The following is an 18,185-nucleotide window of genomic DNA, read 5'->3' as shown; positions in this document are numbered from 1 at the left end:
GCGGCGCGGACCCGCAACGCTCCGAGGATCATCCGCATGAGCCACCGTTACACGAAGCCGCTGGCCCTGGCCATCGCCCTGTCGCTCGCCACCGGCGCGCTCGCCGCGCCCGCCACCTCGTTCGACATGCGCGAGCTGGATACCAAGATCAACGCCTGCCAGGACTTCAATGGCTTCGTCAACGCGAAGTGGGTGGCTGCGCACCCGATTCCCGCCGACCGCACGCGCTGGGGCTCGTTCGACGCGCTGCGCGAGGACAGCTTGAACATCCAGCACACGATCGTGGAGCAGGCGGCGAAACATGCCGCCATGGCCAAGCCCGGTTCGATCGAGCAGAAGATCGGCTGGCTGTACGCCTCGGGCATGGACGAGGCGACGATCGACAAGGCCGGCTACGGGCCGGTCAAGCCCGAACTGGCGCGCATCGCGGCCCTCAAGGACAGCGCCGGTATCGCCGCCTACATCCGCGACAGCTACGCGCAAGGCCACGCGGTAGCGTTCCGCTTCTACGGTAACGGTGACTTCAAGGACTCCAGCCGCGAGATCGCCTACGCCGGCCAGGGCGGCCTTGGCCTGCCCACGCCCGACTATTACAGCAAGCCCGACTTCGCCAAGATCCGCGACGCCTACGTGGCGCATATCGCCAAGCTGTTCGAGCTGGCCGGCACGCCTGCTGCCTCGGCGCAAGCGCAGGCGAAGTCCGTGCTGGCCTTCGAGACCAGGCTCGCCGGCGCCTCGCTGGTGCCCACCGAGATGCGCAAGCCGGAGAACCGCTACCACTACGTCAGCATCGCCGAGGCCGGCCAGGTCACGCCGCACTTCGACTGGGCGGCGTTCTTCAAGGCGCAGGGCGCCGACGTGGGCCAGGGCTTCTCGCTGTCGCAGCCGAAGTTCTTCGCGGAGTTCGACCGCATGCTGGCAGAAACGCCGGTGATCGAGTGGCAGGCCTACCTGCGCTTCCACGCCATCGACGGTGCCGCGCCCTACCTCTCCAAGCCGTTCCAGCAGGAAGACTACGCGTTCAATGAGAAGACATTGAACGGCCAGCAAGCCATGCAGGCGCGCTGGAAGCGCGTGCTCGGCACCGTCAACGGCAGCATGGGCATGGCATTGGGCGAGCTGTACGTGGCCGATCACTTCCCGGCGGCTTCCAAGCAGCGCGCGCAGGAACTGGTCGACAACCTGCGCACCGCCTACAAGGCGCGCATCGAGAAGCTGGAGTGGATGAGCGACGCCACCAAGCAGAAGGCGCTGGAGAAGTGGGCCAGCTTCACGCCCAAGATTGGCTACCCCGACAAGTGGCGCGACTGGAACGGCCTCGCTCTCAAGCCGGGCGACTACTACGCCAACGTGCAGGCCGCACGCAAGTTCAACTACGACTACATGGTGGGCAAGATCGGCAAGCCGGTGGACCGCGAGGAATGGGGCATGACACCGCAGACCGTCAACGCCTACTACAACCCGCAGGTGAACGAGATCGTGTTCCCCGCCGCGATCCTGCAGCCGCCGTTCTTCGACGCCAAGGCCGACGATGCGCTCAACTACGGCGGCATCGGCGCGGTGATCGGCCACGAGATGGGCCACGGCTACGACGACCAGGGCAGCAAGTTCGACGCCAAAGGCAACAACGCCAACTGGTGGACCGACGCCGACCGCAAGGCTTTCGAAGCGCGCACCGACAAGCTGGCCGCCCAGTTCGACAGCTACGAGGCGCTGCCCGGCAAGCACGTCAACGGCCGCCTCACCATGGGCGAGAACATCGGCGACCTCGGCGGCCTCAACGCCGCCTACGATGCGCTGCAGATGGCACTGGCAAAGAACCCCGCCGAGGCAAAATCGAAGATCGACGGCTACACCCAGGACCAGCGTTTCTTCCTCAACTGGGCCCGCGTGTGGCGCGGCAGCATCCGCCCCGAAGCCCAGCTCACCCTGCTCAACACCGACCCGCACGCCCCCGCGAAATTCCGCGCGATCGGTGCGCCATCCAACATGCCCGCGTTCGCCGAGGCGTTCCAGTGCAAGGGCAGCGATGCGATGGTGCGCGACGGGGAGCAGCGGGTGAAGATCTGGTAAGCGCGCCCGCGATGTACGGGAAAGCCGCGGCAGCAATGGCGCGGCTTTCCTATATCCGAACCCGCGCCGCATGCATGCCCTGACCGCGTCGGGCCTGACCACGAGATGACGGGCAGACTCGGGCCTTCCAAAAAAACTTCCGTGCCGCGATCCGTTTCCACCACCCGGATCGTCCTTGGTGTGACCCAAACAGAAGGAGGCATGCCATGTCTGACGAGTCCGTTGTCCTGATCAACTTGCTGAAGGTTGAGCCTGGAAAGCAGGATGCGCTGGTCGCGCTCCTGAAGCAGAACATCGACAACGTGGTGCGTACGCTCCATGGCTGGCGGAAGACCCGGCTGATCGCGGCCAGGGATGGCACCGGCGTCGTCATCTACTCCGAGTGGGAGAGCCCCGCCGCGGTCGAGGCGATGCGCAACGATCCACGCATGAAGGCCTGCTTCCCGAAGATCACCGAACTGGCAAGTTTGGACTCGGTCATGGGCTCGACGGTGGCGAGCGAAGCCCGTTGATGGCGTTCCTGCCAGAGCCTGCGCCACGCGAGCTAACGAGGAGAACCGCAATGGCCCGGATGTTGGTGATCTACCCTACCCCCAAGGACATCGAGGCATTCGACCGGCATTACTTCGACGTCCACGTGCCCCTCGCCTGGAAGATTTGTGGCCTCAGGAAATATGAGGTGAGCGATGGCCCCATCGCGACCCCGGTAGGCGCCCTCGATATCCATCGGATTGGGATCTTGCATTTCGACGACCTCGCTGCGATCAAAAAGGCGTTCGCAAGCCCCGAGGGACGTGCGGCCGGAGCGGACCGCCGGCTTTTCGCGCCGGATGACTCGGGCGTCCAGATGTTCCTGTTCGCCAACCGGGAAGTTTGAACCCGCCGCTCTGAAACCATGCCAGGAGAATCCAGCGATGTCGGCAAGCAAGGCAGTTTTTTCCTGGTCTACGGCGGTTGGCACAACCGTTCGACGTGGGATCGCGTCGCTCCCCTGCCTCGCCATTACATTCGCTGCACGCAGGATCACGCCATGCCGCTGACCGGCCAGGATCACATGATCGCGACGATGGGCGCCGCGATCGGCGGCAAGACGACCACCCACACGCTCGAAAGCAACCACTCGCCGTTCCTGTCGCAACCGGACGCCATGTCGAAGATACTCGTCGGCATCGGCGCAAATCCTGGCCAGACGAGGCGCGCCGGCGCCGCAGATTCCGACGCATGAGTACGGACGAATTCGAAGATCGCCTGAAAGCGCTGCGGCCACGCCTCCATCGCTACTGCGCGCGCATGGCCGGATCGGCGATCGATGGCGAGGATATCCTGCAAGATGCTCTTGTCAAAGCCCTGCAGGCGCGGGCCCAGGGCGCCAGGGTGGACAATCTCGAAGGCTGGTTGTTTCGCATCGCCCACAACGCCAGCCTCGATTTCCTGCGCACCCGGTCCCGGAGCACGATCGTTCCGCTCACCGAGGATATCGAGGCAGCACCGATGCCCGAGGCGGATGTCGTCGCAATCAGCTTTCACACCTTCCTGCGGTTGCCCGAGCTCCAACGCTGCGCGGTGATCCTCAAGGACGTCCTGGGGCATTCGGTCGAGGAGATCGCAAGCATCGCCGAATGCTCCCCAGCAGCGGCCAAATCGGCTCTCCAGCGCGGGCGCGTCACGCTGCGCCGGCTCGCACAAACACCCGACGACATCCGGCTGCCACTGATGTCCGATACGGCCCGGCGGAAGATGATCGCCTATGTGGGCCTGTTCCAGAGCGGCGATTTCGATGCGATCCGCGCCATGCTCGCCGATGACGTGAAGCTCGATCTTGTGAATCGGCTGCAATTGGAAGGACGCGACAAGATCGTCCCCTACTTCACGCGCTATGCGGAAGTGATGAAATGGCGGTTCGCCCTGGGTGCGATTGAAGGGCAACCGGCCATGCTGGTCTTCGACAGCACTGGCCCGATGGAACGCCCTGCCCATTTTGTCCTGATCAACTGGTCGGAAAAACGGATCGCCCGGATCCGGGATTTCCTGTTCGCCCCCTATGTGCTCGAAGCCATTGACTGGGTGAGGTTGGACCCAAAGGTTGAAGAGCGCGAACGCTGAGCAACCAAGGGAGAGGGGACAGCCAGCCTGTGGCTGTACCGACTCGCTCCCGGCGAATGTGTCGCTCGCGGAAGCAGGGGCCGAAGCGAACAGCGGTGTAGCCGCTGGCCCGGAGGGCGAGGCACAGGAAGTGCCGAGTCGCCAGAGGGTTCGTCCACACCTCATCTCTCCGCCAGATACGCAAAACGCCCCACGAGGGGGCGTGCACTTGGATTAGCATCGCGTTGACCCGGCGCGAGGGATTGTTCGCCCCATCCATGGGGCTCACTCCTTCGCGCTGCGCGCTACGGGGCCAGCCTGCGGCTGTCCAAATTCGCTCCAGGCGAATTTGTCGAACCCAGAGGGTTCGTCCACACCTCATCTCTCCGCCAGATACGCAAAACGCCCCACGAGGGGGCATGCACNTGGATTAGCATCGCGTTGACCCGGCGCGAGGGATTGTTCGCCCCATCCATGGGGCTCACCCCTTCGCGCTGCGCGCTACGGGGCCAGCCTGCGGCTGTCCAAATTCGCTCCAGGCGAATTTGTCGAACCCAGAGGGTTCGTCCACACCTCATCTCTCCGCCAGATACGCAAAACGCCCCACGAGGGGGCGTTTTGCGTATCTGGCGGAGAGAGAGGGATTCGAACCCTCGATAAGGCTTTTGACCCTATACTCCCTTAGCAGGGGAGCCCCTTCGGCCACTCGGGCATCTCTCCGGGTTTGTGATGCAGCAGCTTGGCCGGCAAGGATAACCGTCGACCGGCTCGAGGTAAAGCCTGGATGCCGCTATCAGTGTTCGTCGGCGCCGCCGGAGGCGGAACCGCTGCCCGGCTCGTGTTCGCCCTTGATGCGCTGGTAGATCTCTTCGCGATGCACGGCGACGTTCTTAGGCGCATTGATGCCGATGCGCACCTGATTGCCTTTCACGCCCAGGACGGTGACGGTCACCTCGTCGCCGATCATCAGGGTCTCGCCGACCCTACGGGTCAGAATCAACATGGTTACTACTCCATTAAATCCTGGTTCCAGACCTGCGGCGATGGCGCCTCACCCCTGAGCCTCCATCACCACAGTTCGACGACTGATCCGTCAAAGGCCCTACCGCCTTCCCGGCCCTCCATCCGGCTACCTGCCGCGACAATCAATTTGTCGGGACAGGGGCCATCGGCATTCGAACGATACTAGCGAGCATCCCAGATCGGCGCAATGCACAGGCATGACCTGTGGCACTGCACAGGTTGACGCGACACTAGGCCGACAGCTGGCCGGAGGTCCACAACGGCAGGCCGGCCAGAATCGTTGACAGCGCGGGGGTATCCATGCCGCCGCCCTGCGCCATGTCAGGCCGGCCGCCACCCTTGCCGTCGATCTGCCGCGCCACGTGCGAAACCACATCGCCAGCCTTGATGCGGCCCAGCGCCTTGCCGTGCACGCCGGCGATCAGCGACACGCGGCCGTCCGCCGCGCCGGCCAGCAGGATGACGCAGTCGCCCAGCTGCTGCTTGAGCTGGTCCACGCTGTCGCGCAACGCCTTGGCGTCCAGCCCTTCCAGCCGGGCGGCCACCACCTTGATGCCGTCGATGTCGTGCGCGCCGCCGGCGAGTTCAGCCGTGGCGGAGCCGGCCGCCTTGGCGCGCAGCGATTCCAGCTCGCGTTCCAGTTTCTTCTGCTTGTCGAACAGCTGGCGCAGCTTGTCGATGGCGTCGTCGCCGCTGCTGGAGAGCAGCTGCGACAGCTCGCCGAGACGGCGCTCCTCGTCGGCGACGAAGGCGAGCGCCCCGGCGCCGGTGACCGCCTCGATGCGGCGGACGCCGGAAGCGACGCCGGACTCGGCCACGATCTTGAACAAGCCAATGTCGCCGGTGCGGCCCACGTGGGTGCCGCCGCACAGTTCAGTGGAGAACTCGCCCATCTTCAGCACCCGCACTTCATCGCCGTACTTTTCGCCGAACAGTGCCATCGCGCCGAAAGCGATGGCGTCGTCGTAGGCCATGTGGCGCACTTCGGCGGCAGCGTTGCGGCGCACCTCGGCGTTCACCAGCGCCTCCACCTCGGCCAGCTCCTCGCGGCTCACCGGCTTGTGGTGGGCGAAGTCGAAACGCAGGCGGTCCGGCGCCACCAGCGAGCCCTTCTGGGTGACGTGGGTGCCCAGCACCTTGCGCAACGCGGCGTGCAGCAGGTGGGTGGCGGAGTGGTTGAGCACGATGGCCTGGCGGCGCGCGACATCGACCTGCGCATCCACCATGCCGCCGGTCTTGAGCGGCTCGGCGCCGCGCCAGGTACCCACGTGGCCGAAGAACACGCCGCCCATCTTCAGCGTGTCGGCCACCTCGAAGCGGCCGGCGCTGTTCGACAACGTACCGGTGTCACCCACCTGGCCGCCGGACTCGGCGTAGAACGGCGTGCGGTCGAGAATCACGAAGCCCTGCTCGCCCTCGGCCAGCTGCGCGACCTGGCGACCGTCCCGCACGATGCCCAGCACCTTGCAGCCCTGCGCCGCCAAGGCCTCGTAGCCGAGGAAGGCGGTAGGCGCGAGCTGGCTGGCGAGTTCCGCCGGCATCTGGCCCTTGGCCTCGAACTTGCCCGCGGCGCGGGCGCGCTCGCGCTGTTCGTTCATCGCCTGCTCGAAGCCGGCCATGTCCACGCTGAGACCGCGCTCGCGCGCGATGTCGGCGGTGAGGTCGACCGGGAAGCCATAGGTATCGTAGAGGCGGAACGCATCCTCGCCGGCGACGATCTTGCCGGACAGCTTGCCGGTCACTTCGTCGAACACGCGCATGCCGTGCTCCAGCGTTTCGCCGAAGCGCTGTTCCTCGGTGCGCAGCGCGTCTTCCACGAAAACCTGTTTGGCCTTCAGCTCGGGATAGGCCTCGCCCATCTCCTCGACCAGCGGCTGCACCATCTTCCAGAAGAAGTCACCGCGCACGCCCAGCATCCAGCCATGGCGCAGCGCGCGGCGGATGATCCGGCGCAGCACATAGCCGCGGCCCTCGTTGGACGGCAGCACGCCGTCGACGATCAGGAAGCTGCAGGCACGGACGTGGTCGGCGATCACGCGCAACGACTGGTTGGCCAGGTCGCGGGTGGCGGTGAGTTCCGCGGCCACCTTGATGAGGTGCTGGAACAGGTCGATCTCGTAGTTGGAGTGCACGTGCTGCAGCACGGCGGCGAGGCGTTCCAGGCCCATGCCGGTATCGACACAGGGCGCGGGCAGCGGCGACAACGTGCCGTCGGGCGCGCGGTCGAACTGCATGAACACCAGGTTCCAGATCTCGATGTAGCGGTCGCCGTCCTCGTCGGGCGACCCGGGCGGACCGCCGGCCACGTCTGCCCCGTGGTCGTAGAAGATCTCGGTGCAGGGACCGCAGGGGCCGGTATCGGCCATCTGCCAGAAGTTGTCGGAGGCGAACGGCGCGCCCTTGTTGTCGCCAATGCGCACGATGCGTTCGGACGGCACGCCGACTTCCTTGTGCCAGATGTCGTAGGCCTCGTCGTCGGTGTGATAGACGGTGACCCACAGCTTCTCCGCCGGCAGCTTGAGCACCCCGGTGAGCAGTTCCCAGGCCCAGGCGATCGCCTCGCGCTTGAAGTAGTCGCCGAACGACCAGTTGCCCAGCATCTCGAAGAAGGTGTGGTGGCGCGCGGTGTAGCCCACCTGGTCGAGGTCGTTGTGCTTGCCGCCCGCGCGCAGGCAGCGCTGCACGTCCGCCGCACGCACGTAGGGCAGCTTCTCGCTGCCCAGGAACACGTTCTTGAACGGCACCATGCCCGAGTTGGTGAACAGCAGCGTCGGGTCGCTGGCCGGCACCAACGAGGCGGACGGCACGATGGTGTGGCCCTTCGCGCGGAAGAAGTCGAGGAAGGTCGAACGGATGTCGGCAGTTTTCATGCGTGGCTGCAATGGCGGCGAAAAAAGCACGCCGAGGCCATGCCGCGATCAGCTTTCCTCGTCGGCGTCGTCCACTTCGGCGTGGGTTGCGTATCTTACCGTGGCGGCGGCAAAGCCGCGGCGCAGGAGGAATTGTGCCCGTTTGCCCTGCCCGGCGCGATCCGTGGCGGGCTTGCCGCCGTAGTGGCGGCGCAGCTGGGCGGCGGCATTGGCGTTCCAGTCCACCCCGGACTCGTCGAGCAGGCGTCGGATGGCAGCGTCGGACACGCCGTGGGTCTTCAGTTCCATGCGGATGCGCAAGGGGCCGTAGCCCTGGCTGGCGCGGTTGCGCAGCAGCACTCCGGCGAAGCGTTCGTCGTCCTGGTAGTGCTGGTCGGCCAGCCGGCTCAGCGCGGCGTCGGATTCGTCGCCGGCGTAACCGCCCTGGTCGAGCTTGCGGCGCAGCTCGCGCCGGGATTGTTCGCGGCGCGCCAACAGGCCCAGCGCCTTGTCGTAGGCGCTGGGCCTGGGTTTGTCGGGCTCACCATCGCGGCGTTTCATGCGAAGACCCTACCCCTCCCTCCCCCGCACGCAGGAGAGGGAATGGGGCGGTGGGCTGTCACGCCTCTTCCAGCGCTTCCTCGGAAGTCGCGGCGGCCTTGCCGCTGCCGCCCACCAGCAGGCGCGCACGCAGCTCGGTGTCGATCTCGTTGGCGATGGCGGGATTGTCGCGGAGGAACTGGCGCACGTTTTCCTTGCCCTGGCCGATGCGGTCGCCCTTGTAGCTGTACCAGGCGCCGGACTTGTCGATCAGGTTCTGCGCCACGCCCAGCTCGATGATCTCGCCTTCGCGCGAGGAACCTTCGCCGTAGAGGATCTCGAATTCGGCCTGGCGGAACGGCGGCGCCACCTTGTTCTTGACCACTTTGACGCGGGTTTCCGAACCAATGACTTCCTCACCCTTCTTCACCGCGCCGATGCGGCGGATGTCCAGGCGCACCGAGGCGTAGAACTTCAGCGCGTTGCCGCCGGTGGTGGTTTCCGGGCTGCCGAACATCACGCCGATCTTCATGCGGATCTGGTTGATGAAGATCACCAGGCAGTTCGACTTCTTGATGTTGGCGGTGAGCTTGCGCAGCGCCTGGCTCATCAGGCGGGCGTGCAGGCCGACGTGGGAGTCGCCCATCTCGCCTTCGATTTCCGCCTTGGGCGTGAGCGCAGCGACCGAGTCCACCACTACCACGTCCACCGCGCCCGAGCGCACCAGCATGTCGGCGATTTCCAGCGCCTGTTCGCCGGTGTCGGGCTGGGAAACCAGCAGGTCATCCACGTTCACGCCGAGCTTGGCGGCGTAGCTGGGATCGAGCGCGTGCTCGGCGTCGACGAAGGCGGCAGTACCGCCGTTCTTCTGGCAGTTGGCGATCACCTGCAGGGTGAGCGTGGTCTTGCCCGAGGATTCCGGGCCGTAGATCTCGATCACGCGGCCGCGCGGCAGGCCGCCCACGCCCAGCGCGATGTCCAGGCCCAGCGAACCGGTGGACACGGTCTCGATCGCCTCGTTGGTGCGATCGCCCATGCGCATCACGGCGCCCTTGCCGAACTGCTTTTCGATCTGGCCGAGGGCGGAGGCGAGCGCCTTGCGCTTGTTGTCATCCATCGTCTTGGTTCCGGTTGGGCTGTGAATGGGGAGCATCATGCCCGGGTCGCGTCTCACGGGCTGCGATCACGCAGTATCCCACACCGGTCAAGCCTGCCATCCGGCCCGAGGCGCCTCACTCCGTCAGGGTTTTCCGCAGACCGGCGAGGGCCGCGGCCACGGTCCGCCGGCGCACCGCCTCGCGATCGCCGGCGAAATGGAACAGCTGCGCACGGGCGTAGCCGCCGCGGCGCTTCCACGCAATCCACACCGTACCCACCGGCTTGTCCGGCGTGCCGCCGCTGGGGCCGGCGATGCCGGTGACCGCCACCGCCACGCCCGCGCCGAAGCGGGCCAGCGCGCCCGACACCATTTCCAGCGCGGTCTCTTCGCTCACCGCGCCGATATGTTCCAGCGTGCGCGGATCCACGCCGAGCAGCGCCTGCTTCGCTTCGTAGCTGTAGGTGACCACGCCGGCATCGAACCAGGCCGAGCTGCCAGGCAAGTCGGTCAGTGTCTTGGCGATCCAGCCGCCGGTGCAGGATTCGGCGGTGACCAGCATCCGGCGCTGGCGCAGCGTCTCCTCCGCCACCGCCTGCGCCAGCACCTGCAGTTCGGCATCGGTAGGAACGGACGACGACTCCATGCGAGACTCCCGATCTTCAAGGCCAGCACGTTAACGCGGATCGGCCACCTTGTTCCACCCACGCGCAGCCACGCATGAGCCACGACGATCTCTCCCTGCACACCCCCTTGATGCGCCAATACCTCACCGCGAAAGCGGCGCATCCCGATGTGCTGCTGTTCTTTCGCATGGGCGATTTCTACGAGCTGTTCTACGACGACGCACGCAAGGCGGCGCGGCTGCTCGACATCACGCTGACCCAGCGCGGCCAGTCGGCCGGCGCGCCGATCCCGATGGCAGGCGTGCCTTACCACGCCGTGGAGAACTACCTCGCCAAGCTGGTGCGCCTCGGCGAATCGGTGGCAATCTGCGAGCAGATCGGCGACCCGGCCCTGGCCAAGGGCATCGTCGAGCGCAAGGTGGTGCGCGTGGTCACGCCGGGCACGGTGACCGACGCCGCGCTGCTGGAAGAACGCCGCGACAACCTGCTGCTGGCGATCGCCGCCGGTGCGAAGGACGGCTACGGCCTGGCCTGGGTGGACCTGTCCAGCGGACGCTTCCTGCTCAGCGAAGTGCCGCACGCGGAAGCGCTGGCCGGAGAACTCGCGCGCCTGCAACCCGCCGAAACCCTGGTCGACGAAAGCGTGGCCTGGCCGAAACTGGTCGCCACCCTGCCCGGCTTGCGCAAGCGTCCGCCGTGGCATTTCGAAACCGATGCCGCGCGGCGCGAACTCAACCGCTTCTTCGGCACGCGCGACCTCGGCGGCTTCGGCGTGGATGGCCTGCCGCTCGCCATCGGCGCGGCCGGCTGCCTGCTCGGCTACGTCGAGGAAACCCAGAAGAGCGCGCTACCGCACCTCAGCGGCATGGCGGTGGAATCGGCCAGCGAGACCATCGCGCTGGATGCCGCCACCCGCCGCAACCTCGAACTGGATACCCATCCCAGCGGCCGCACCGAGCACACCTTGCTCGGCGTGCTGGACGAGACCGTGACGCCGATGGGCGCGCGTTTGCTGCGGCGCTGGCTCAACCGCCCGCTGCGCTCGCGCGACGTGCTGCGCGCCCGCCACCAGGCCATTGGCACGCTGATCGACAACCGCCGCTACGAAGCGCTGCGCGAACAGTTGCGCGGCATCGGCGACCTGGAGCGCATCCTGGCGCGTGTGGCGTTGCGCTCGGCGCGGCCGCGCGACCTGTCCACTTTGCGTGATGGTCTCCTCGCAGCGCCGGAACTGCGCACGCGCATCGAGGACCTGGACAGCCCGCTGCTGCACACCCTGGTCGAACGCATCGGCGACCACGCCGACAACGCCGCCCTGCTCGCCAAGGCCATCGTGCCGCAGCCACCGGTACTGCAACGCGACGGCGGCGTGATCGCCGACGGCTACGACGCCGAACTCGACGAGCTGCGCCGACTCTCCACCCACGCCGACCAATACCTGGTGGAGCTGGAAGAACGCGAGAAAGCGGCCAGCGGCATCCCCACGCTGAAGGTGGGCTACAACCGCGTGCACGGCTACTACATCGAGATCAGCAAGGCGCAGTCGGACAAGGCGCCCACGCATTACACGCGCCGCCAGACCACCAAGAACGCCGAGCGCTACATCACCGAGGAGCTGAAGCAGTTCGAGGACAAGGTGCTCAGTGCCAAGGAGCGTTCGCTGATGCGCGAGCGTGCGCTGTACGAGGTGCTGCTCGACACGCTCACCGGAAAACTCGAACCGCTGAAGCAGGCCGCGGCCGCCATCGCCGAACTGGACGTGCTGGCCACACTCGCCGAACGCGCCGAGACGCTGGACTGGAGCGCGCCGGAACTCGCCGACGAACCCGGCATCGCCATCGAGCGCGGCCGCCACCCGGTGGTGGAGAAAGTGCGCGAGGAACCGTTCGAGCCGAACGACCTGAAGCTGGCCGACGCCCGTCGCATGCTGGTCATCACCGGCCCCAACATGGGCGGCAAGAGCACCTACATGCGGCAGAACGCGCTGATCGTGCTGCTCGCCCACATCGGCAGCTACGTACCCGCGTCGCATGCGGCGATTGGCCCGGTCGACCGCATCTTCACCCGTATCGGCGCGGGCGACGACCTGTCGCGCGGCCAGTCCACTTTCATGGTGGAGATGAGCGAAACCGCCAACATCCTGCACAACGCCACCGCGCACAGCCTGGTGCTGATGGACGAGGTGGGCCGCGGCACCAGCACCTACGACGGACTGGCGCTGGCGCGCGCCGCTGCAGTGCACCTGGCCGCCACCAGCCGCGCCTTCACCTTGTTCGCCACCCATTACTTCGAACTGACTGAGCTGGCCGGCGACTATCCCGGCATCGCCAACGTCCACCTCGACGCCGTCGAATACGGCGAGCAGCTGGTGTTCATGCATGCGGTGAAGGACGGCCCCGCCAACCGTAGCTTCGGCCTGCAGGTAGCGGCGCTGGCCGGCCTGCCGAAAGCGGTGATCGCCGACGCGCGCCGCACGCTGGCGGAACTGGAACACGGCATGCACGCACATGCAGGCACACCGGCGCCCGCCGCCGATGCCTCGCCGCAGCTCGGGCTGTTCGCACCGCCCGCACCGTCGGCGGTGGAGCATGCCCTGGACGCGGTCGATCCCGACGCACTGAGTCCGCGCGAGGCGCTGGAAGCGCTGTACCGGCTGAAGTCGCTGCGCTGACCACGTGCGGCGCATCCGGCCGCCTGCCCGTACCGCAATAAAAAAACCTCCTCGCGCATGCGAGGAGGTTTCCGTGCATCCGGCCGTCTGCGCGCCGGATCAGTGCTTGCGCTGACGATGGATCTGACGGCTATCCTTGTTCAGGGACTTGTTGAGGTTGCGCTGTTCCTTCTTGGTGAGATGGCCGTTGTGCTTCGCCTCGTCGGCACTCTCGCGCGCCGCGATGTTGTTGTCGCGGGTTTCGTCGCGCGTGGCCTGTTTGGCATTGAGCTGGCCATCCTTCACCCCCGCCTGGATGCGGTCCTGCTGGTTTTCCAGGCGATTGTTGACCTCGTTGACGCGCGGGTGCCCCGGAACATCGGTCTGTGGCGCGGCCTGGGCCATGGCGGCTCCCGAGGCGAACGCGGCGGACACCAGCAGGGCCATCAAGCTGTTGCGGAACGTCGTCTTTGCATTCATGAGCGTGAATCCCTCGTTCGGTGGTTGGCAGGTTGAATCATTGCTGCAAGAAACCTATCCGTGCACGGCAGAAGGCCGCATCCGCGCATCCTGGCCGACGGTCGAAGACCGGCCATCCGCGCTGGAAATTTCGGAACCCCTCGAAGCGTCGATCCGGATCGTTGTCCGTCTGGCCGGCACGACGCAAAGAACGGCGCGGCCATGCATCGAGTTGACCGTCGCCATGATGGTAGCCACGGCATCAATTCAGCCATGATTTAGGCGCGCGCCATCACCGGAAATACCTCGGCGCGATGCCGGCAACCGGCTGGAATCGTTCTTCCGTGTCTGTGAAGCGCCCGCCGTCGCCGACGCGCGGATGCCACGCGAAGAACCTGCCAAAGGACCCACTGTCAAGTCGATGGCGGCGCGTCCGGTTCCGCCAACACATCGGGCGAGACATGGGCCTCGTCCGGCATGGCGATGTCGGGAATCGCATCCCACTCGGCCTGGCTCACTCCGGCCGGCGGCAAGGGCTGCCCGACCGACGTGCGCGCTGGCAGGCGGCCGGCCAGCACCAGCTGGCGGACGCGTTCGAACACCTCGCTGCGGCCGAACGGCTTCTTCATGAAGTCGTCGGCGCCGTAACGCTGCACGTAAAACTGTTCGGTAGCCTGCACGTTGCCACTGATCATCACGATCGGGATCAGTTGCGTGGCCGCTTCGCGGCGCAAGGTGCGCAGCACCTCGAAGCCGGACATGCCGGGCAGCACGATGTCGAGGAACACCAGATGCGGCTGTCTGTCGCGCGCCAGCTCCAGCGCGCTTTCGCCATCGGCAGCCCCAATGACTTCGTAGCCGTCCTGGCTGAGCATCTTGCCCAGCACCGCGCGGATCGTCGGCGAGTCGTCCACCACCAGCACCCGGGTGGCCACAGGCGCGCGCACGCGCGGTTCGCTGTGGCGGCGCTCACCGCCGGCCACCAGCCGCTTCAACAGACCGAATCCGGCCATCCCCTGTCCCCCTGGCCGGCGAAGACGCCCGCGTCGGCGCAGTTTCCGTGCCGGCGCGGGCGGACGCAAGCCGAGGGCTCGGGCCGGGGACTCAGCCTGTAGCTGGCTGCGGCTGGTAGCAGAGCAACATGTTGCCGTTGCCGAAACGCCGCGAGTCGACGAGGCGCAGCTCCATGCCGCGCCCGAGGCTGCCGAACAGCGACTTGCCGCGCCGGCCCAGCACGGTCGGGATGACCACCAGTTGGTACTCGTCGATCACCCCGGTCGGCGCCAGGGCAGCCACCAGCTCGCCGCTGCCGAGGATCACCAGGTCCGCGCCAGGTTCGCGTTTCAGGGCCTGCAGCCGCTCGGCCGCCTCGCCCTGCAGCAGCGTTGTGTTGTTCCACGCTGCCTCGCGCAACGTGCGCGAGCAAACGTATTTCGGCAGCGCGTTCATACGCTCGGCCACCCGCGGTTCGTTCTCCGCCGCCGCCGGCGAGGGCCACCAGGCCGCCATCATCTGGTAGGTGGTACGTCCGAACACCAGCTCGCCGCCGCTGCCGGCATTGCCTTCCACGAAGGCATCCCACTCTGCATCGCGCTCGCGGCGATGGGTCCAGCCGAAGTCACCGTCCGTAGTGGCGTAGCAACCATCCAATGTCACCATTTCGAAGGCAATCAGTTTGCGCATGGCTCGACTCCCGAATGAGTGCGGTCAGGCCGCGACGCCGGCGCTGGAGGCGACCGGAAACGGTTCGCGCCACGCCGGCAGGGCCTGCAATTGCCGGTGCCAGCGTGCGAGGTGCTCGAAGCCGTCCAGCGGCAGCTTCGCTTCCTTTGCCCAGCCCAGCGGGGTGGAGACGGCGAAGTCCGCCACGCCGAGCCGCTCGCCCACCAGCCATTCGTGCCCGGCCAGGTGCGCGTCGAGGACCGCCGCGAAAGTCCGGAAGAACTTCTCCGCTTCGGCCACCGCAGCTGGATCGGCTTCGCCCATGCCCAGCCAGGGCTTGATCAGGCGCTCGAAGTACAGCGCGCTGCCGTGCCGCGAGAAATGCGCCATGTTCCACGACAACCAGCGCAACACTTCGACCTGCAGCGACGGATCGGCCGGCCACAGATCCGAACCGGCCCGCGTCGCCAGGTGCACCATGATCGCGTCGGCTTCCCAGAGGTGCAGCGCGCCGTCGATCAGCAGCGGCACCTTGCCGTTCGGATTCAGCGCGAGGTACGGCGGCTGCCGATGCTCGCCGTGGGCGAGGTCGACGCGCACGAAGTCGACCGGCGACTCGAGGTATTTCGCCACGGCGCAGGCTTTGCGGGGATTGAAGGTCTCGGCGTAGTACAGCTTCATGGGGAACTCCTCGGTGATGGAGGATCCCAGTCTGCACCGCATCAACATATGTTCAAGAACATATTCAGCATCGGCGCTACGCTGTGCGGAACCAGAGGAAACCACCATGCCCTATACCACCGAACACAAGCAGCAGACCCGCGCGCGCATCGTCGAGTGCGCCCGCGTACTGTTCAATCGCAAGGGTTTCACCGAAGTGTCGATCGACGAGATCATGGCCAGCGCCGGGCTCACCCGCGGCGGCTTCTACAACCACTTCCGCACCAAGGAAGAGCTGTTTGTGGAGGCAGTGGCGATCTACCAGGACTTCAACCCGATCGATCGCTGGCCGCAGCTGGACTTCGATCCGGAACGCTGCGGCACCGCCTTCGCCCGCCAGATGGTCGACGTCTATCTCTCCCGCGAACACCTGGACGACATCGAGGGCCACTGCCCGATGATCGCCCTGCCCTCCGACGTGGCACGCGCGGGCGCGGGTGTGAAGCGCGCCTACCACAGCCTGCTGGAGCGCATGGCCGGCATGTTCGCGCAGAGCGCCGGCGCATCCGCCGGCGCTCAGGCCGCACGCCGGCACGGGCTCGCCCTCGCCGCGCTGTGCGTGGGCGGCATGGTGCTGGCGCGCACCGTTGAGGACGATGCCTTGCGCGAGGAAATCCGCGCGGCGGCGCGCAGCACGGCGCACGATCTGATCGATTGAGTCGCGGCGCACGTCGGCATCATCTGTCGTCCACCTCGGATGTGGCATGTACGTACGTCCGCTGTCGATGCGGACGCCGGCCATAGCCGCACGCTATCGGCCGCATCGAAACAAGCGAATTCCATCGGCCGTCGCCGATGCGTAGATTCGATGCGCACGCCAACCACCATCCGGAGCCCGCCATGCCCAGGAACCGCAAGCCCCGCCTCACCACCGTCGCCGGAGCGCCGGTACCGGACAACCAGAACATCCTCACCGCCGGTCCGCGCGGCCCGGCCCTGCTGCAGGATGTGTGGCTGCTGGAGAAGCTGGCCCATTTCGACCGCGAGGTGATCCCCGAGCGGCGCATGCACGCCAAGGGCTCGGGCGCCTTCGGCACCTTCACCGTGACGAAGGACATCACCAAATACACCCGGGCGAAGATCTTCTCCAAGGTCGGCAAGAAGACCGAATTGTTCGCCCGCTTCACCACCGTGGCCGGCGAGCGCGGCGCGGCCGACGCCGAGCGCGACATCCGCGGCTTCGCGCTGAAGTTCTATACCGAGGAAGGCAACTGGGACCTGGTCGGCAACAACACGCCGGTGTTCTTCTTCCGCGACCCGCTGAAATTCCCCGACCTCAACCATGCGGTGAAGCGCGACCCGCGCACCAACCTGCGCAGCGCGAAGAGCAACTGGGATTTCTGGACCTCGCTGCCCGAGGCACTGCACCAGGTCACCATCGTGATGAGCGAGCGCGGCATCCCCGCCAGCTACCGCCACATGCACGGCTTCGGCTCGCACACTTTCAGCTTCATCAATGCGAAGAACGAACGCTTCTGGGTGAAGTTCCACCACGTCTGCCAGCAAGGCATCAAGAACCTCACCGACGCGGAAGCCGAGAAGCTGATCGGCAAGGATCGCGAATCGCACCAGCGCGACCTGTACGAGGCGATCGAGCGCGGCGATTTCCCGAAATGGAAACTGTGCGTGCAGATCATGCCGGAGAAGGATGCCGCCAAGGTGCCGTACCACCCGTTCGACCTCACCAAGGTGTGGCCGCACAAGGACTATCCGCTGATCGAAGTAGGCGTGTGGGAGCTGAACAAGAACCCGGAGAACTTCTTCGCCGACGTCGAGCAGAGCGCCTTCAATCCGGCCCAGGTAGTACCCGGCATCGGCTTCTCGCCGGACAAGATGCTGCAGGCGCGGCTGTTCTCCTACGGCGACGCGCAGCGCTACCGTCTCGGCGTAAACCATCACCAGATACCGGTGAACCGCCCGCGCTGCCCGTACCACAGCTTCCACCGCGACGGCGCGATGCGCGTGGACGGCAACCAGGGCAGCACGCTGGCCTATGAGCCGAACAGCTACGGCGAATGGCATGAGCAGCCGGATTTCCGCGAACCGCCGCTCTCGCTGGAGGGCGCCGCCGACCACTGGAACCACCGCGTGGACGAGGACTACTACTCGCAACCCGGCGCCTTGTTCCGGCTGATGAGCGCAAAGCAGAAGAAGGCATTGTTCGAGAACACCGCGCGCGCCATGCAGGGCGTACCGGAGGACATCCAGCGCCGTCACATCGAACATTGCCGCAAGGCCGACAAGGCCTACGGCGAAGGCGTGGCCAAGGCGCTGGGGCTCAAACCCTGAGCAGGCTTCGCACGGTATCGCAGGCGTATTTCAGGCAGCCATGCCCGGCATCGCGCCGGGCATGGCACCGGCGCTCCCCGCCACCGGCGGAATCAACCCGACCAGACGCGCGGCAG

18 protein-coding genes and 1 tRNA gene are annotated in these 18,185 nt (G+C 66.4%); 9 read left to right on the top strand and 10 right to left on the bottom strand.

Going from position 1 to position 18,185, the window contains the following annotated elements; translation table 11 throughout:
* Positions 1-36: 36 nt before the first annotated feature.
* The 5 genes from ISP14_RS09020 to ISP14_RS09000 all read left to right on the top strand — a co-directional run bounded on the left by ISP14_RS09020 (position 37) and on the right by ISP14_RS09000 (position 4,176).
* Complete coding sequence (locus tag ISP14_RS09020) at positions 37-2,073, top strand: M13 family metallopeptidase (protein ID WP_404538393.1); 2,037 nt, start codon at positions 37-39, stop codon at positions 2,071-2,073.
* A gap of 206 nt (positions 2,074-2,279) precedes the next feature.
* Positions 2,280-2,585: an antibiotic biosynthesis monooxygenase family protein gene (locus ISP14_RS09015; protein ID WP_404538390.1), complete on the top strand. Its 306-nt coding sequence runs from the start codon at positions 2,280-2,282 to the stop codon at positions 2,583-2,585.
* A gap of 50 nt (positions 2,586-2,635) precedes the next feature.
* The gene (locus ISP14_RS09010; RefSeq protein WP_404538387.1) at positions 2,636-2,950 is read left to right on the top strand and encodes an EthD family reductase; all 315 of its coding nucleotides are present in this window, start codon (positions 2,636-2,638) and stop codon (positions 2,948-2,950) included.
* A gap of 18 nt (positions 2,951-2,968) precedes the next feature.
* On the top strand, positions 2,969-3,298 hold the full coding sequence (locus tag ISP14_RS09005) for a hypothetical protein (RefSeq protein ID WP_404538384.1): 330 nt from the start codon (positions 2,969-2,971) through the stop codon (positions 3,296-3,298).
* Positions 3,295-4,176, top strand: coding sequence for a sigma-70 family RNA polymerase sigma factor (locus ISP14_RS09000; protein ID WP_404538381.1), 882 nt, complete (start codon positions 3,295-3,297; stop codon positions 4,174-4,176). The genes ISP14_RS09005 and ISP14_RS09000 overlap by 4 nt, the downstream gene beginning before the upstream one ends.
* A gap of 606 nt (positions 4,177-4,782) precedes the next feature.
* Here ISP14_RS09000 and ISP14_RS08995 read toward each other — a convergent pair.
* The 6 genes from ISP14_RS08995 to ISP14_RS08970 form a co-directional block, all read right to left on the bottom strand.
* Positions 4,783-4,875: transfer RNA gene (locus tag ISP14_RS08995), tRNA-Ser, on the bottom strand.
* A 73-nt stretch (positions 4,876-4,948) separates the two neighbouring features.
* A complete protein-coding gene (csrA, locus tag ISP14_RS08990; protein ID WP_404538377.1) occupies positions 4,949-5,158 on the bottom strand; it encodes a carbon storage regulator CsrA in 210 nt (69 codons plus the stop codon).
* A 250-nt stretch (positions 5,159-5,408) separates the two neighbouring features.
* The gene (gene alaS, locus ISP14_RS08985) at positions 5,409-8,048 is read right to left on the bottom strand and encodes an alanine--tRNA ligase (RefSeq protein ID WP_404538374.1); all 2,640 of its coding nucleotides are present in this window, start codon (positions 8,046-8,048) and stop codon (positions 5,409-5,411) included.
* Positions 8,049-8,096: 48 nt separating this feature from the next.
* A complete protein-coding gene (locus ISP14_RS08980; RefSeq protein ID WP_404538371.1) occupies positions 8,097-8,588 on the bottom strand; it encodes a regulatory protein RecX in 492 nt (163 codons plus the stop codon).
* Between the two features lie 58 nt (positions 8,589-8,646).
* Positions 8,647-9,684 (bottom strand): recombinase RecA, encoded by a 1,038-nt coding sequence (gene recA, locus ISP14_RS08975; protein WP_404538368.1) that lies wholly within the window; start codon positions 9,682-9,684, stop codon positions 8,647-8,649.
* A 115-nt stretch (positions 9,685-9,799) separates the two neighbouring features.
* Entirely contained in the window at positions 9,800-10,309 is a 510-nt protein-coding gene (locus ISP14_RS08970; protein ID WP_404538365.1) for a CinA family protein, read from the bottom strand.
* 74 nt (positions 10,310-10,383) lie between these two features.
* Between ISP14_RS08970 and mutS the strand changes: the two genes are divergently transcribed.
* Positions 10,384-12,960 carry a DNA mismatch repair protein MutS gene (gene mutS / locus ISP14_RS08965; protein ID WP_404538363.1) on the top strand — a complete coding sequence of 859 codons (2,577 nt, stop codon included), beginning with the start codon at positions 10,384-10,386 and terminating at the stop codon, positions 12,958-12,960.
* A gap of 99 nt (positions 12,961-13,059) precedes the next feature.
* On the opposite strand, the gene ISP14_RS08960 is transcribed toward mutS, so the two are convergent.
* A complete protein-coding gene (locus ISP14_RS08960) occupies positions 13,060-13,344 on the bottom strand; it encodes a hypothetical protein (RefSeq protein WP_404538361.1) in 285 nt (94 codons plus the stop codon).
* On the opposite strand from ISP14_RS08960, the gene ISP14_RS08955 reads away from it, so the two are divergent.
* Positions 13,343-13,675: a hypothetical protein gene (locus tag ISP14_RS08955; protein WP_404538358.1), complete on the top strand. Its 333-nt coding sequence runs from the start codon at positions 13,343-13,345 to the stop codon at positions 13,673-13,675. The genes ISP14_RS08960 and ISP14_RS08955 overlap by 2 nt on opposite strands.
* Positions 13,676-13,811: 136 nt before the next feature.
* Here the strand turns inward: ISP14_RS08955 and ISP14_RS08950 are convergent, their stop codons facing one another.
* The 3 genes from ISP14_RS08950 to ISP14_RS08940 all read right to left on the bottom strand — a co-directional run bounded on the left by ISP14_RS08950 (position 13,812) and on the right by ISP14_RS08940 (position 15,741).
* Positions 13,812-14,411, bottom strand: coding sequence for a response regulator (locus ISP14_RS08950; RefSeq protein ID WP_404538354.1), 600 nt, complete (start codon positions 14,409-14,411; stop codon positions 13,812-13,814).
* A gap of 91 nt (positions 14,412-14,502) precedes the next feature.
* The gene (locus tag ISP14_RS08945; RefSeq protein WP_404538350.1) at positions 14,503-15,081 is read right to left on the bottom strand and encodes a dihydrofolate reductase family protein; all 579 of its coding nucleotides are present in this window, start codon (positions 15,079-15,081) and stop codon (positions 14,503-14,505) included.
* Positions 15,082-15,105: 24 nt separating this feature from the next.
* On the bottom strand, positions 15,106-15,741 hold the full coding sequence (locus tag ISP14_RS08940) for a glutathione S-transferase family protein (RefSeq protein ID WP_404538347.1): 636 nt from the start codon (positions 15,739-15,741) through the stop codon (positions 15,106-15,108).
* Positions 15,742-15,847: 106 nt separating this feature from the next.
* On the opposite strand from ISP14_RS08940, the gene ISP14_RS08935 reads away from it, so the two are divergent.
* Both ISP14_RS08935 and ISP14_RS08930 read left to right on the top strand, forming a co-directional pair.
* Positions 15,848-16,438 carry a TetR/AcrR family transcriptional regulator gene (locus ISP14_RS08935; RefSeq protein ID WP_404538344.1) on the top strand — a complete coding sequence of 197 codons (591 nt, stop codon included), beginning with the start codon at positions 15,848-15,850 and terminating at the stop codon, positions 16,436-16,438.
* Positions 16,439-16,620: 182 nt separating this feature from the next.
* Entirely contained in the window at positions 16,621-18,069 is a 1,449-nt protein-coding gene (locus tag ISP14_RS08930; protein ID WP_404538341.1) for a catalase, read from the top strand.
* The last annotated feature ends 116 nt before the right edge of the window (positions 18,070-18,185 follow it).

The organism is Dyella agri (assembly GCF_044904705.1).
Lineage (GTDB): Bacteria > Pseudomonadota > Gammaproteobacteria > Xanthomonadales > Rhodanobacteraceae > Rhodanobacter_A > Rhodanobacter_A agri.
This window is presented reverse-complemented; position numbering and strand designations above follow the sequence as displayed.

Coding starts and splice junctions, on each gene's coding strand:
- ISP14_RS09020 (WP_404538393.1), top strand. CDS start 37: ATGAGCCACCGTTACACGAAGCCGCTGGCCCTGGCCATCGCCCTGTCG.
- ISP14_RS09015 (WP_404538390.1), top strand. CDS start 2,280: ATGTCTGACGAGTCCGTTGTCCTGATCAACTTGCTGAAGGTTGAGCCT.
- ISP14_RS09010 (WP_404538387.1), top strand. CDS start 2,636: ATGGCCCGGATGTTGGTGATCTACCCTACCCCCAAGGACATCGAGGCA.
- ISP14_RS09005 (WP_404538384.1), top strand. CDS start 2,969: ATGCCAGGAGAATCCAGCGATGTCGGCAAGCAAGGCAGTTTTTTCCTG.
- ISP14_RS09000 (WP_404538381.1), top strand. CDS start 3,295: ATGAGTACGGACGAATTCGAAGATCGCCTGAAAGCGCTGCGGCCACGC.
- csrA (WP_404538377.1), bottom strand. CDS start 5,158: ATGTTGATTCTGACCCGTAGGGTCGGCGAGACCCTGATGATCGGCGAC.
- alaS (WP_404538374.1), bottom strand. CDS start 8,048: ATGAAAACTGCCGACATCCGTTCGACCTTCCTCGACTTCTTCCGCGCG.
- ISP14_RS08980 (WP_404538371.1), bottom strand. CDS start 8,588: ATGAAACGCCGCGATGGTGAGCCCGACAAACCCAGGCCCAGCGCCTAC.
- recA (WP_404538368.1), bottom strand. CDS start 9,684: ATGGATGACAACAAGCGCAAGGCGCTCGCCTCCGCCCTCGGCCAGATC.
- ISP14_RS08970 (WP_404538365.1), bottom strand. CDS start 10,309: ATGGAGTCGTCGTCCGTTCCTACCGATGCCGAACTGCAGGTGCTGGCG.
- mutS (WP_404538363.1), top strand. CDS start 10,384: ATGAGCCACGACGATCTCTCCCTGCACACCCCCTTGATGCGCCAATAC.
- ISP14_RS08955 (WP_404538358.1), top strand. CDS start 13,343: ATGGCGGCTCCCGAGGCGAACGCGGCGGACACCAGCAGGGCCATCAAG.
- ISP14_RS08960 (WP_404538361.1), bottom strand. CDS start 13,344: ATGGCCCAGGCCGCGCCACAGACCGATGTTCCGGGGCACCCGCGCGTC.
- ISP14_RS08950 (WP_404538354.1), bottom strand. CDS start 14,411: ATGGCCGGATTCGGTCTGTTGAAGCGGCTGGTGGCCGGCGGTGAGCGC.
- ISP14_RS08945 (WP_404538350.1), bottom strand. CDS start 15,081: ATGCGCAAACTGATTGCCTTCGAAATGGTGACATTGGATGGTTGCTAC.
- ISP14_RS08940 (WP_404538347.1), bottom strand. CDS start 15,741: ATGAAGCTGTACTACGCCGAGACCTTCAATCCCCGCAAAGCCTGCGCC.
- ISP14_RS08935 (WP_404538344.1), top strand. CDS start 15,848: ATGCCCTATACCACCGAACACAAGCAGCAGACCCGCGCGCGCATCGTC.
- ISP14_RS08930 (WP_404538341.1), top strand. CDS start 16,621: ATGCCCAGGAACCGCAAGCCCCGCCTCACCACCGTCGCCGGAGCGCCG.